9 protein-coding genes are annotated in these 13,407 nt (G+C 70.5%); 2 read left to right on the top strand and 7 right to left on the bottom strand.

The genetic code is table 11. From position 1 onward, the window contains the following. Position 1: 1 nt before the first annotated feature. From D7X30_RS00045 to D7X30_RS00035, 3 genes are all read right to left on the bottom strand, one after another. On the bottom strand, positions 2–1,729 hold the full coding sequence (locus D7X30_RS00045; RefSeq protein ID WP_147443051.1) for a hypothetical protein: 1,728 nt from the start codon (positions 1,727–1,729) through the stop codon (positions 2–4). A gap of 23 nt (positions 1,730–1,752) precedes the next feature. Beyond that, complete coding sequence (locus tag D7X30_RS00040; protein WP_120560782.1) at positions 1,753–2,298, bottom strand: hypothetical protein; 546 nt, start codon at positions 2,296–2,298, stop codon at positions 1,753–1,755. A 90-nt stretch (positions 2,299–2,388) separates the two neighbouring features. After that, positions 2,389–4,479, bottom strand: a complete 2,091-nt coding sequence (locus tag D7X30_RS00035; protein ID WP_233591289.1) for an alpha/beta fold hydrolase — start codon at positions 4,477–4,479, stop codon at positions 2,389–2,391. 293 nt (positions 4,480–4,772) lie between these two features. Here D7X30_RS00035 and D7X30_RS00030 point away from each other — a divergent pair, with 293 nt between their 5' ends. Continuing rightward, positions 4,773–6,260 carry a DUF4397 domain-containing protein gene (locus D7X30_RS00030; RefSeq protein ID WP_158619168.1) on the top strand — a complete coding sequence of 496 codons (1,488 nt, stop codon included), beginning with the start codon at positions 4,773–4,775 and terminating at the stop codon, positions 6,258–6,260. 2 nt (positions 6,261–6,262) lie between these two features. On the opposite strand, the gene D7X30_RS00025 is transcribed toward D7X30_RS00030, so the two are convergent. The 3 genes from D7X30_RS00025 to D7X30_RS00015 all read right to left on the bottom strand — a co-directional run bounded on the left by D7X30_RS00025 (position 6,263) and on the right by D7X30_RS00015 (position 11,609). Then, positions 6,263–6,928, bottom strand: a complete 666-nt coding sequence (locus tag D7X30_RS00025; protein WP_120560780.1) for a DUF3575 domain-containing protein — start codon at positions 6,926–6,928, stop codon at positions 6,263–6,265. Between the two features lie 176 nt (positions 6,929–7,104). Beyond that, on the bottom strand, positions 7,105–10,686 hold the full coding sequence (locus tag D7X30_RS00020; RefSeq protein WP_120560779.1) for a M1 family aminopeptidase: 3,582 nt from the start codon (positions 10,684–10,686) through the stop codon (positions 7,105–7,107). Then, on the bottom strand, positions 10,683–11,609 hold the full coding sequence (locus D7X30_RS00015) for an ABC transporter ATP-binding protein (RefSeq protein WP_120560778.1): 927 nt from the start codon (positions 11,607–11,609) through the stop codon (positions 10,683–10,685). The genes D7X30_RS00020 and D7X30_RS00015 overlap by 4 nt, the downstream gene beginning before the upstream one ends. Before the next feature lie 108 nt (positions 11,610–11,717). On the opposite strand from D7X30_RS00015, the gene D7X30_RS00010 reads away from it, so the two are divergent. Then, entirely contained in the window at positions 11,718–12,248 is a 531-nt protein-coding gene (locus D7X30_RS00010) for a hypothetical protein (RefSeq protein WP_147443050.1), read from the top strand. Here the strand turns inward: D7X30_RS00010 and D7X30_RS00005 are convergent. After that, positions 12,157–13,353, bottom strand: coding sequence for a GntR family transcriptional regulator (locus D7X30_RS00005; RefSeq protein ID WP_370051368.1), 1,197 nt, complete (start codon positions 13,351–13,353; stop codon positions 12,157–12,159). The genes D7X30_RS00010 and D7X30_RS00005 overlap by 92 nt on opposite strands. Positions 13,354–13,407: the final 54 nt, after the last annotated feature.

The following is a 13,407-nucleotide window of genomic DNA, read 5'->3' as shown; positions in this document are numbered from 1 at the left end:
TTCACCGCTCCAGCAGCCCCTTCACCGCACGGAGCGCATTCTGCTCCGCGGTCGCGAGCGCGGAAGCGGATTCCGCTGGAACGTGGACGCGATGGAACCACGAACCATATTGCTGATCGATCACCCGGGAGAGCGCTTCCACCTGTCTGTTGTCCAGTCGCTGCGCTTGCTGCCCCACGGACTCCCAGACCCTGTTGATGCTCCGGTGCACCGTGCGCTCGACGGCGACCAGGTTCGTGCCCTGGTTGATGTCCATGCGCGGGAACAGGCGCGCATACTCCAGGGGGATGCGGTGGTGGATTTCATATTCCTCCATCCTCAACGGTCCCAGCTCCCGGGCGAGCCGGGGGTTCACGGTTTCGAAGTACTCACGCCGCGCCCATTGCCGGAGCCGCTTCTTCGCCTGCCGGTCGAGTGGCTCATGCAGGGCCTTCTCCGCCCGAGCCAGGATGTGCCGCAGCTCGGCCTGCTCCCCGGCCTTGAGCGCCACCAACCCCTCCGCCTCCACCTTCATCCAGATGCGCTGGAGGGCTTCGCGCTCGGCGGGCGGCGTGCGGATCAACACCGTGCGGAACCACTGTGCAGCCTTCGCCCCGCCCCTGCCCAGCACCGAGACCACCGTGGGCGCGACGGCCTCCATCGCCCCGAGCGCGCCCTTCGCGATGAAGCCTCCCACGTACCAGTACGCGAGCTGCTCGAAGGACCACACTCCCGCGAGGCGCGCACTGTCCTTCACCTCCTCACGCCAGTGCCGGAGGATGTCCTCCTGCATCGCCCGGTACTCCCTGGCGATGTCCTGCATCTCCTCCGGAGGCGCGGCGGGCTCGAGCGTCGTCGCGGCCACCACCCTCCAGCGTGGCTCGGCTTCACCGCGCACGTGCCTTCCCTCCAGCTCCACTTCGACGCTGCGGCTTCCCACCGCGTTCGCGAAGGGCAACAGCGCCTGCACCACCGGCATGCGCAGGTCCGCGCTGCCGGGCGCGGTCCTCCGGCTCGAACCCTCCTGGACCTCGAAGACGCCCAGCTCCACCGCTGGATGCAATCGCAGTCCTTCGAACTGGAGCCTTGCCCTCTCATGCACCCGGCCCTCCCAGGGCACGCGAGACGCGGGCAGCAGCTGCCGGGCCACCGTCAGCACATCCGACACCAGGGGCCCGGATGCTCCCGGTAGGGACTCGGGCACCGTTCGCGAATGGACCGAGACCGGCCCGCGGACCGTCTCCAGGTCGAAGCGCCAGCGCTCCAACCCGCGCTCCAGCGTGAAGCGCAGGCGTCGCGGCTTCACGCCCACCAGCGTGGACAGGCTCCGCGTCAGCTCGCGGGAGAACCCGCTCCACTCCACGGTCGCACCGGCGCCCTGCCCCGTCGCCGTGCGCCGGAAGGACAACAGCGTCAGCGCACCGCCGTGCACCTGGTAGTCGAAGGTCCACGCCTCGCCCGGAGCTCCGCGCGCACCCGCGACCTCCCAGAGCTCACGCACCACCCGGGCCGCTTCCGCCTGCCGGGCGCGCTCATCGCCCACGGGCGAAGCGCGCTCCAACGCTCCCTCTCGCGTGAATCCGAGGCCCGCGCGTTCGGCCGGGGTGTCGTCACCCGTCGCCTCTTCGAACGACTCCCGCTCGAAGGACCCATCGCTCGCGCACGCGGCCAGCGCGAACACCCACAGGAGCCCCAGCACCGTCAGCACCCGGTGCCAGGACGCCTCTCCACGGGAATCGGGACGCGTCATCGCGTCCCGAGCCTACGGTGAAACTACAGCGCCAGGAGCAGCAGCGACGCCTGCTCCGCGGGCGAGGCCGCGAGGAAGGCGTCCGGCAGCGTGATGACCGTGGGCGGCATGAACGAGCGGTCGCAGCTGCGCTTTCCCTCGTAGGTGCGGCCCTCCTCCTTCGCCTTCAGCCGGTACGTGCAGTCGCGCACGTACACCGTCAGCTCCTGCGGCGACAGCGTCAGGTTGACGGGGCGCCCGTAGAAGCCGCCCTTCGCCTTCACCGCGTCGCCTTCCTTCTTCACCTCCAGGTTCACCACCGAGGTCCCGATGTTGCCCTTCACCTTCTCGTCCTCCAGCTTCAGCGTCACCGGGGCGTCCGCCACGCGGCCTCGCAGCTCGCCTGGAAGACGGGACACCTGGAACTCGGGCCCCGTGACGTTGTCCGGCGTCATCCGCAGGTTGAACTGCGTCCGCGCGACGCTGAAGGCGATCTGGTCCTGCTCCGAGGACGCCCACGCTCCGCCCATCCCCGCGAGTACCGCCAACATCCCCACACCCCGACGCAATGACTGGCTGTTGCGCTTCATGGATAGGACTCCCCTCGCTGACATGGACAATGTGTAACGTCCCCGGGGCGGCGACATATCGGCCGCGCCCGGGTTCCTCCGAAGTGGGGGCTACTTTCCGCCCGCTGCCCCGCTCCCCTGCCCTGCCGCCGGGCCCTGCAGGTGCTTCTCGAAGAACATCAGCGCCGTCGTCTGGGCCATGTCCCGGTTGGTCTTCTTCTGGAACCCGTGCCCCTCGTCCGTGGCCAGCAGGTACCAGACGTCCGAGCCCTTCTTGCGCACCGCCTGGACGATCTGCTCCGCCTCCGACTGCGGCACGCGAGGGTCGTTGGCCCCCTGCTGCACGAAGAGCGCCGCGCGAATCTTGTCCACCGACCCCAGCGGCGAGATGCGCTCCTGCACCTTGCGCACCGCCGGGTCGCGCTCGTCGCCGTACTCCGCGCGCCGCAAGTCCCGCCGGTATGCCTGCGTGTTCTGCAGGAACGACGGCAGCGACGAGATGCCCACCACGTCCACCGCCGCCTTGATGCGGTCCGGGAAGAACGCCGCCGTCGCCAGCGTCATGTAGCCGCCGTAGGAGCCGCCGTAGATGCCCACCCGCGCCGCGTCCAGCTCCGGCCGGGAGGCGACGAAGTCCAGCGTGGCCCCGATGTCCGCCAGGCTCGCCTCGCGCTTCACGCCGTCATCCATGGCGCGGTACGCCTTGCCGTACCCTTCCGAGCCGCGCACGTTGGGCAAGAGCACCGCCATGCCCAGCTCCGTGACCATCAGCTGCGTCTGCGCGCTGAAGATGGGCTGGCTCTGTCCCTCCGGGCCGCCGTGGAACATCACCACCACCGGCACCTTCCCCTTCGCGTTCTTCGGCAGGTACAGGAACGCCGGCACCTTCACGCCGTCCGTGGACGGGTAGCGCACCAGCTCCGGCTCCACGAACGTCTCCGGATCCAACCCGCCCACCTCCGAGCGCGTCCAGCGCGTGGTCTTCTTCGTGCCCAGGTCCACCGTGAAGATGTCCAGCGGCACGCGCGCCGACGTCAGCGAGAACGCCACGCGGTCCGACCGTTTGGCCGGGAAGCGGACCTGCGAAATCACCCCGCGCGGCGTCTCCACCGGCGACAGCGCCTGCGTGCGCGTGTCCAGCAGGTACAGCCGGCCGAAGCCCTCCTCGTTGATGGCCACCGCCAGCTTGCGCCCGTCCGGAGACAGCTCCAGGTCCTGCACGTTCCAGCGCACCGACTTCGTCAGCGACGGCGGCGCGGCCGGAGGCGCGCCCGTGAGCGGCAGCCGGTACACCTCCGCGAAGTCGCTGTAGCGGTCCGTGGCCACGTACACGCCCTGCCCGTCGTGCGTGAAGACGGCGGCGTCCACGCTGCCCTTGCCCTCCTTGGGCGTGAGCTGCGTGCGCGTGTTCGTCTTCACGTCCACCACGCTCAGGTCCGCGTCGTCCGCCGCGCGGAACTGGCGCACCAGCAGCTTGGAGCCGTCCTGGGAGAACTCGAGCGGCGCCCAGCTGCCCTCCACCTCCGTCACCCGCTTCGCCTGCTTGGGGTCCGCCGTGGGCGCCACGTACACGTCGGTGTCCTTGCCGTTGCGCCCCGTGCCCGCGTACGCGAGCCAGCGCCCGTCCTTCGACACCACCAGCTCTTCATGCCGGCTCTTGCCGTCCGTCAGCAACTCCGAGCGGCCCGTGCGCCGGTCCAGCTTGAGCACCTGGTAGAACTCTCCGCCGCCCGTGTCCTGCAGGTAGAAGATGATCTGCGGGTTGCCCGGCAGGAAGCGCGCCCGGTTGATGGGCTCCTTCGTGAAGGTGAGCTGCGTGCGCGAGCCCAGCGGCATCTCCACCAGGTGCAGCTGGTTGACGTCCGCGAAGCGCGTGGAGATGAGCACCTGCTGGCCATCCCCGCTCACGTCCAGGAGCTGCGCGGAGCGGGACTCCAGGTACTGCTGCACACGCTGGGAGAGCGCGGGCGGCACCGGCGGCACGCCGCTCACCCACAGGTTGGGCAGGCCGGGCAGCGGGGCGATGCCAGGGACGGCGGACGGTGCCTTCGCGGCGGCGGCCGGCGCGGGGGGCGTCTTCGACGACGCCGGCGCGGGCGTCTGCGCCGTGAGCAGGGACACGATGAGCGGAAGGGACGCGAGGTTCATGGTGCCGCCGACCCTACCAGCGCCGTCGTGTTCCCCGGCATCCACGCGCGCCATTCCTTTCTCCTCGCGCGATGATGCGTTTTGAACAGGGGATGGCCCAGGCCAGGTGATGCACCGCGGCGGCCGGGCGACCGTGACGGCGTGGACGGTGATCGCACTCCGCGTCTCCACGAAAGCCCCCGCGACCGTGATGCCCGGGACTTGCGACGTGCGCCGGTGCACAACGTCGCGGGCGGACAGTGGCCCTTGCGTGGGGGTTCGCCCGCGTGGGGGGGATGCCCACCCTTACCCCTGTCGACATCGGTGCCGAGCCGCGTCCGCGGCCCGCCGAGGAGGGGGACTTCGACATGGCCTGGATGCGGGGGAAGACACTGCTCGTCGTCGCGCTCACGTCGCTGGGGGTGTTCGCGCCCGCGTGCGGAGGCGGCTCGGCGGAGGACTCCGACGCGCCGCCCACCCAGGACGGGCCGGTGCTCGTCCCGCCCACCCAGGCGCAGCTGCGCATCGTGCAGGCCGCGCCGGGCGCTCCCGCGATGGACGTGTACCTCGCCGGTGACCCCACGCCCGTGGCCCGGGCCGTGGCCTATGGCGCCACCACGCCCTACCTCACGCGCGACGCGGGCGCCGCCACCGTGGAGCTGCGGCCCACGGGTTCGGCGGCGAGCTCCACGCCTGTCGTGTCCCAGCCGGTGGGCATGGAGGCCGGGACGCGCTGGACGGTGGTGGCCGCGGGGGCCCTCGGCGCCTCGGACTCCGGCGCGGCGATGCGCACGATGCTCCTGCGTGACAACACCGTGCCCGCCGACGGAGGCCAGACGCGCGTGCGCATCGTCAACGCCGGCACGGACGCGCCGACGGTGGACGTGGACCTGGGCAATGACGGCTCGGTGGAGGTGGGGGCGCTCGCGCGCTTCAAGGACTCTGGAGAAGCGGCGCTGGTGCTTCCCTCCGGCGCCGCGTTCCAGGTGGGCCTCCGCACGGGTGGCCAGGCCCTGACGTCCTTCACCGTGCCCGCGCCCGGCTCCGGCACCGACACGCTCATCGTCGCCACCGGCCTCATGTCCGCCCCCGCGCGCGCGGGTGACGGCTTCTCGCTGCTCACCGCGGGCCGGGACGGCACGCTGGCCATCCTCCGGCAGAACCCCACGGTGTACGTGCTGCACGCGTCGCCGGACGCGCCCGCGCTGGACCTCTTCGACAGGGACAACGAGCTGACCGGGGGCCTCGCGTACGGCGCGCTGTCCTCGCCGCTCCAGGTGCCGCCGGGCGCGTACACGCTGGACTTCTTCGCCGCCGCGTCCGGGACGGAGCGTCCCACGAGCGCGCCGGTGGTGACGGCGACGACGCCCACGCTCGTCCCGGGCGAGCGCTACCTGATGGTCGCCGCGGGCTACCTCGTGCCGCCCCGGCCGGCCGCGTCTCCCTTCACGCTGCTGCCCCTCACGGACCGCTTCGCGAGCGACCCGTCCAACCTGCGCCTGCGCTGGGTGCACGCGGCCGCGGACACGCCCGCCGTGGACGTCGGCCCGCTGGGCTCGGAGCGCCGCGTGCTGCCGGACGCGCCCTTCCTCGATGTGCCCTTCGCCTCCGCCACCGCGCAGGACGGCCTGCCGCTGCCCTCCGGTGGCACCGTCACGCTGGGCGTGGTGCCGTCCAACGACGCCAACCGCGCGCCGCGCACGAGCTTCTCCGTGACGCCCCAGCCGGACACGCGCGTCTTCGCCGTCGCCACCGACACGCCCGGCGCCGCGCCCGGCAGCTGGGACCTCCAGCTATTGTGGGTGGACACCACCCGCACGCCGTGGACCGTGAGCACGCGGGCGCATGGGCCCTGACGTCAGAAGGCCCAGCCCACGTTGAGCACGATGCGCTGGGTGAGGTTCCACGTATTCTGGTGGACCGGCACCTCGACCACTCCCCCCTGCTCGGTCGGGCGCACGGAGACATAGGAGCGCGCTTCGCGGCGGGCCCCCAGCCCCACGCCGCCCTGCACCGTGAAGCCGGGCTCCAGAACCACGCTGTATCCCACGACCGCCGCTCCCCCCACGGTCCAGAAGTCCGTACGGTTGTTGTCGTATGGCCCCGCATCCTCGGGAAGCCTCACGGTCGAGCCGGAGATGAGCCCCAAGCCCACCTCCAGGCGCGGTGACAGCCACAGCCCCTGGGGCGCCTGTCCCGTCAGGTAGAAGCGCACCGATGGCGCCAGGCCGAACTGGTGGTACTTCTGGTCGAAGCCTTCCAACCCGTAGGGCTGGAGCTCCTCGAACCGCGACCGCTGCTGGGAGAAGGACGCGAACACGCCCAGCCCCACGGAGAAGCGCTCCCCCATCACGCGCTCCCCTTCGAGCGACACCTCGGAGATTTGATTCTGGATGGGAACGGACACCGTCACCACGTTGCGCCGCTCCACCGGGAACGACCCCGTGGTGACGCCCTGCTCCGCGAACGCCACCGCCGACACGAACATCAGCGACACACCCAGCTTCCACTGCGTCGAGACCATGTGATGAACCCCCGTCATGAAGCCGGACCCCCAAGGTCCGCCATGCTGGGGGACGCCCATCGCAATCGATGTGCCACCCTGCTCGCAGAGGGAGCGGCACAACGGTGACGTCTGACATCGTGACAACGTGTCCCCGCTGCGCGGAGACACGCGTGTCACCGTGTCATGTCATCGCGTCACGGAGGCGTGAGCTTCGCCTGGGCCTGCTCACGGCGCAGTTGGAGCACGCGCACGTCCGGATCCACGAGCAGCCGCTCCGGTTCGAACTCCGAGCGCAGCGTCACCTGCACCGCCTCGCCCGCGCCGGGCTCCACGCGCGTCACGGCCCCCGCGGCACCCAGGGGCGTGTTGGACTCCCCGGCCTTCGTCACCGTCACCTCCACTGGCATGCGGCCCGCGCCCACGTTCGTCACCGTCGCCGTGGTCACCCACTGGCCGCCGGACTTCGTCACGCGCGCGTCGCTGACGCGGTACTCGGGCACCACGACCTCGAAGAAGGCCTGCCGGGTGAACCTGTCGAATGCTTCGGGAGACGGCGCGAACGGGCGCATCACCGCGATGAAGTCCTGCAGCACCGGATGGTCGGCGTTGTTCATGTATTGCTTCAGGAAGGCCTGGAGCCCCGCGTGCATCGCGTCGCGGCCCATCAGGTCCTCCAGCATCCAGAACGTCCAGCCGCCCTTCTCGTAGAGGACCACCGTGTCGCCGTCGCGCGAGCCGTCCAGCTTCACCAGCGGCTGCTCCGCGTCCACGCGCCGGTCCTTGCCGTAGCGCTCCTCCATGCGCTTCGCGGTCTGCCGGCGCGCCTCCTGCCCGTCGAGTTGCTCGATGAGCTTCAGCGATGAGTAGTGCGACATGCCCTCTGACAGCACGTTGCCGCCGGGCCCCTTGCCGGGGATGAGCAGGTCGCCCCACCACTGATGCGCGGCCTCGTGCGCGGTGACGAGCAGCACCGCGTTCGACTCCGGCGTCGTCCGCGTGAGGAACCCGATGGACTCCGAGAACGTGATGTTCGTGGGGAAGCCCTGCGCGTAGTTGTCCAGGCCGGCGAACTCGGACAGCTTCAGCTCCGCCCATGGGAACGGGTGGAACCACTCCGAGTAGTACCGGCGCGCGGCCTCCAGCCCCCGCATCATCTCCGGCACGTTGTAGCCGTGCGCGGGGGAGTGGAACACCACCGAGCCCGCGCCGTCCACGCGGGTCCACCTCCCCGCGATGACGTTGAAGAAGCTCACCGGGTGGTCGCTCCGCCACACGGTGGTGCGCCGGCCGTCCTTCACCGTGTCGCTTTCGCGCACGCCCACGGAGTTGAGCGTGTAGGCCTCCGGGCCGCTCACGCGGATCCGGAACGGGAACGGCATGTTGCTGCCCCAGGCGGCCTCCGTGGGCCCTTCGTAGAAGTCGTCCGCGTACACGCGCGGCTCGTAGCGGTTCTCCTTCGGGTCGATGCCGCGCTCCTCCTCGTAGCCCACCACCGGCGCGAACGTGGGCGTCTCGCTGGTGAGCACCACGCCGGACGGGAGGATGAACTCCCTGAACGCGCCGCCCTCGCGGGACACGCCATCCGGCACGTGGCCCGCATACTGGAAGCCCACTGTCACCTTCGCTCCGGGCGGCAGCGGCGGGGACGGCGTGAAGACATACAGCCCGGCGCGGTCCTCCGGCGTCACGTCCTGGCCGTCCAGCGTCCAGCGCACGTCCGTCCAGCCATCGCCGCCGCTCAAGGCGAAGCGAGGCAGCGCCACGGTGTGCCGGTTCAGCAGCGTGTACGTGCCCTTCATGCGGAAGGCGCTCGACTCCGGCTCCAGGTCCACGTCCAGGTCCACGTCCGCCAGCATGGGCTGCGGCGCGTCCTTCCACGTCGCCAGGTTCTTCTGCCAGTACTCCTTCGCGCGCTTCTTCGCCGCCGCGCCCTGGTGGCCCTGCCCCACGAGGATGCCCAGCCACACCAGCGCCACCACCGGCACCGCCAGGTACGGCGCCAGCCGCCACAGCCCGCGCGCGAGGCCCGAAGGCTTCAATCCCTCCAGCGTCGTCACCGAGTCGCGGACGCGGCGGCCGTCCAGGCGCACCGCCAGCGCGGTGAAGAAGACGGCCGCGCCCAGCGCTGCCACGCGGTTGAGCACCAGCGCGGCGCGATCCACCTGGAAGGCGCCCAGGTCGGTCCACCGCACTGCGTCCCACAACGGCCAGTTCGTCACCCAGGTGAGGTCGCCGCGCACGGCGAGGTAGCCGGTGAGGCCCAGCGCGGACAGGGCCAGCGCGTAGGTGCCGAAGCGGCCTCCCGTCACCGCGCGCGCGGCCAGGATGAAGCCCGTCCACAGGAGGAAGGTGGGGAACAGCAACAGCCCCCACACGAGCACGTACGGCGTCAGCGACAGCGGCACATTGCCCTGCGACACCTGCACCAGCGTGCCCGCGAGCGCCATGGCCGCGAGCAGCGCCACCGCGACGAGGCTGTTCGCCAGCGCCTTGCCCAGCAGCACCGACAGCGTGCGCACCGGGGTCGCGTCGTGGATGGGCGCGAAGCCGGAGGCCTGCTCACGCTCCAGCGACTCCACCACGTAGAACATCAACAACAGACACACGAGCACCGACGCCTGCCCCATGGTGCGCACCGCGAAGCGGCCGGGCACCAGCAGCAGGCTCGTGTCGAAGGGACCTATCGCCGTGGCGCCCTGCGACACCACGTGCAACATCAGGAGCGGCAGGAACAGGTAGAGCCCCGGCTGAGACAACAGGCCCCGCCCCTCCGCGCGCGTCACGGTCCACAGCCCCGTCCAGAAGCCCGGCGGACGGACAACCATGCGCAGCGCGGACAGCGGTGCCTCCGCGTGCGACAGCGCCACCTGCGTGGGCGGCGCGTCGATGACCACACCCTTGCGAGGGGTCTTCGTGCGCACCTCGCCCCGGAGCGCACGGCGGAAGTGGCGTTCGCTCCAGGCCACCGCGCCCAGGCCCAGGGCCATGAGCACGAAGCGGCTGGTGACGAAGAGGGCGTCCAGCCCCACGGGCTGCGTGTTGTAGAAGTCCACGCCCCGGTCCACCTTGATCCACGTCTCCGTGAGCCACCGGAAGCCGCCGGGGTCCAGCGCCATCAGGAACCGGTTCACGCGCGGGTCCAGCCAGCCGGGGGACCAATCCCAGAGGAAGAACGCGCTGAGGAAGAACAGCCCCACCGGCAGGAAGTACACCGGCACCGCGCGGCGCGTGCGCTCGCCCGTGGCGAAGGCCGCGCCCGCCATGAAGACGATGAGCGGCAGGCCGAACCACACCGCGCCGCCCACGTAGTTCCCGAACGCGAAGGGCCCGCGGAACTCCGCGTCCGCGCCCGCCGGCACGACGTGGTGGAAGAAGACGAGCAGCCCCATCATCCACCCGAGCGCCAGCACGTACGCGCCCAGCACGCCCGCGAACTTGCCCCACACGTACTCCGAGGGCGTCAGCGGCGTGGTGTGCAACAGCGACTGCACGCGGGCCTCGTCGTCGGAGATGACGGACATGCCCGCGCCCACGGACACGAAGAAGGTGAACAGCAAGAAGGAGAGCAGCAGCACCGTCTGGGCGACGGCGAAGGCGCTGGTGATCCACGCCTTCTTGCCGCCCACCTCCGTGCTGCCCGCGGCGATGGTGACGTTGCCGGAGGACACGCCCCACACCAGCAACACCAGCAGCACGAGCAGCACCCAGAACAAGGGGCGCCGTGTCTGGTGCCGCCACTCGGTGCGCGCCACGCGCCAGAGCCGGGCCGCGTTCACGCGCCCACCGCCGGGCCGGATGCGGACACCGGCGCCGGGGCCTTGGGCTCGGGCGCGTCCTTCATCAGGAGGAGGTAGGCGTCCTCCAGCGTGGGCGGCGTGCGCTCGAAGCCGGGGGGCACGGGCGTGCCCGAGGTGGCGTGGATGCGCACGCGGTTCTTGCCCTCGAAGAGCACGGCCTGGGTGACGCGGTGGGCCTGCTGGAAGGCGGCCATGTCGGCCGGGGGGACGGTGCCCTCGAAGAGGGTGTCTTGGAGGGCGGCCTTCGCCTCGGTGGGGCTGGTGATGGCCATCACGCGGCCGTGGCGGATGACGGCGAAGCGAGGACAGAGCATGGCCACGTCCTCCACGATGTGCGTGGACAGGAGCACCGTGCGCTCGTGGGCCACCTCCGCGAGCAGCCGGTAGAAGCGCTGGCGCTCCTCCGGGTCCAGGCCCGCGGTGGGTTCATCCACGATGAGGAGCTTCGGGTCGCCGGCCAGGGCCTGCGCGATGCCCAGCCGCTGCCGCATGCCGCCGGAGTACTCCTTCACCTTCCGCTTCGCCGCGAACGTGAGGTTCACGCGCTCCAGCAGCTGGGCGCACAGGGCCTTCAGCCCTTGCGGCGCGGTGACGCCCTTGAGCTCCAGCAGGTAGCGCAGCATGTCCTGCCCGGAGAGGTACGGGTAGAAACCGAACTCCTGCGGCAGGTAGCCCAGGTGCGGGCGCAGCGCCTCCGGGTGGCGCACGAGGTCCAGGCCGTCGAGCGTCACCTCGCCGGAGGTCGGCTCCAGCAGGCCAGAGAGGATTTTCATCAGCGTGGACTTGCCCGCGCCGTTGGGCCCGAGCAGCCCGAACATCCCCTTGGGGACGTCCAGGTCCACGCCACGAAGGGCCGTCACCGGGCCCGGATACACTTTCACCAGGTTGCGCAGGCTGAGCATGTGGCCCGTTCTACGCCGAAGCTCGGGGTTCCATTTCCAGCTTCGAGCACGAAAGGGCGCACCGCGCGTCCACGAATGCCCTCGCGCGGTGTGCTAGACAGCCAGGGCATGAACCTTCGACCTGTCTGCTTTTCCCTCGTGGTGGGCGCCTTCGCCATCCTGGGCTGCTCGGGTCCAACCTATCTTCACGGCAAGGCCCTGGAGCAGAACGAGTACCGGGGCTACGGCGAGTACCTGCCCGAGCGCGACCGCGAGGTGCTGGCCCAGGCGGCGGCGGTGAAGGACGCGGCGTCGGTCATCTTCCTGCAGGAGACGTTGCCGGAGGGCATCGAGATGACCTCCCACATGCTCCAGGTGAAGGACGGGTATTCGCACCAGTTGCTGGGCAAGCTGGCCTTCAGCCGGGGGCGGGTGGACTCCAAGCAGGACCTCATCGCGCACGTGAGGAAGGTGGCGCTGGCGGCGGGGGGCGATGCGGCCGTCGGCCTCTTCCTGCTCACGCCGGCCAACGACTACACCCAGGCGCAGGCGGTGGAGGCGGTCATCCTCAAGCTGGACCCGCGCGTGCGCGCGAAGCTGCGTCCGGACGAAGCGACGGTGAAAGGCTCGTCGGTTTCCCCCGGCATTGAACTGCTCTGAGCAGGTCGCCTGGAGCGAGGGAACCCGAGGCGGGCTGTCCCAGGGAATGCGCAATGGACCGCCAGAGACGAGCCACCCACCGTCTCAGGCGGCCGTGAATCCCGCCCCCCTCCTCAAGCTCCGCCACACCTGTTTGTCCATGGGCGCGAGTGGGTGATGGTTCGGATTGAAGGCCGCCATCCGGAGGCGAAGCGTCCCAACTTGTCCGACAGTCGGGCAGGTCGCCCAAGGCCACTCCCGGCAAGTTCGTCCCGATGTCGGGCTCCACGGGAGGGGCCTCCTCAGGGAAGCAGGGAGCAATCCCAAGCACTTGGAGGTCCCCAGCGGCTGACGCGACGCCGTCGAGGTCGCGTCCCTCGCCCAAGGGCTGTGCCTCCAGCGCCTCCTCCTGCCCGATGACTTGCGTGGACTCGCCGAGACGGCACTCCTGGGCGCAAGGCCGTGCCTCCGGCGCACCGTCCCGCGCGGTGGCTGACATAGGGGCGCGGAGAAGGTCCTCCTGGGAGCATGGGGCCTCTGGAGACACAGGCTTCGTGGGGACGGGAGCGAAAGCATTCAGCACGAGCTCATCGCGAGCCTTCAGCAGCGCCGGCAGCTCGTGCTGAAGTGCCAGCACGTCGCGCTCGTGCAGAATCGCTGTCACGCGAACGGCCCATGCGCGCAGCGCCTCTCCGCCCATGAGCGGCAGCAACTGGGCTGCGCCTCCCAGGAATGCCCGCTGCAGGGACTGAACGAGGAGCACGTGCCCGGGACGCGCCGCCACCCGCGCTGCCTGCCGTAGCAACTCGAATTCCACCTGGGCGCAGGTTGCACCCGACTCCCAGCGCGCCGCGTCCTGCAACTGGAAGCACGTGCTCCCCAGTCGGTCCAGGTCGAGGTCCGAGGCCCTCGCGCAGCAATCGGCCAGAAGCTCCACCAGCACCTGCCGCTTGAGGCTGAAGTAGCCCTCCAGCAGCCACCGGGCGTCCGGGTTGCTCGCGTCATGCAGCGCCAGGCCCAGGTTCTCCAGCGTCAGCGACTCATCCAGCGCCACCGCGCGCGTCTTGCGTCCGGAGCGTTGCACCACCAGGCCCCTCGCCGCCAGCCGTCGCAGCGCCTCACGGATGGTGCCCCGACATACCTCATAGCGACGCGCCAGCTTCGCTTCCGAACCAAACTG

This window comes from Corallococcus sp. AB011P (assembly GCF_003611605.1).
In the GTDB taxonomy this organism is placed as follows: domain Bacteria; phylum Myxococcota; class Myxococcia; order Myxococcales; family Myxococcaceae; genus Corallococcus; species Corallococcus coralloides.
This window is presented reverse-complemented; position numbering and strand designations above follow the sequence as displayed.

Coding starts and splice junctions, on each gene's coding strand:
- D7X30_RS00045 (WP_147443051.1), bottom strand. CDS start 1,729: ATGACGCGTCCCGATTCCCGTGGAGAGGCGTCCTGGCACCGGGTGCTG.
- D7X30_RS00025 (WP_120560780.1), bottom strand. CDS start 6,928: ATGGTCTCGACGCAGTGGAAGCTGGGTGTGTCGCTGATGTTCGTGTCG.
- D7X30_RS00030 (WP_158619168.1), top strand. CDS start 4,773: ATGGCCTGGATGCGGGGGAAGACACTGCTCGTCGTCGCGCTCACGTCG.
- D7X30_RS00035 (WP_233591289.1), bottom strand. CDS start 4,479: ATGGCGCGCGTGGATGCCGGGGAACACGACGGCGCTGGTAGGGTCGGC.
- D7X30_RS00015 (WP_120560778.1), bottom strand. CDS start 11,609: ATGCTCAGCCTGCGCAACCTGGTGAAAGTGTATCCGGGCCCGGTGACG.
- D7X30_RS00010 (WP_147443050.1), top strand. CDS start 11,718: ATGAACCTTCGACCTGTCTGCTTTTCCCTCGTGGTGGGCGCCTTCGCC.
- D7X30_RS00040 (WP_120560782.1), bottom strand. CDS start 2,298: ATGAAGCGCAACAGCCAGTCATTGCGTCGGGGTGTGGGGATGTTGGCG.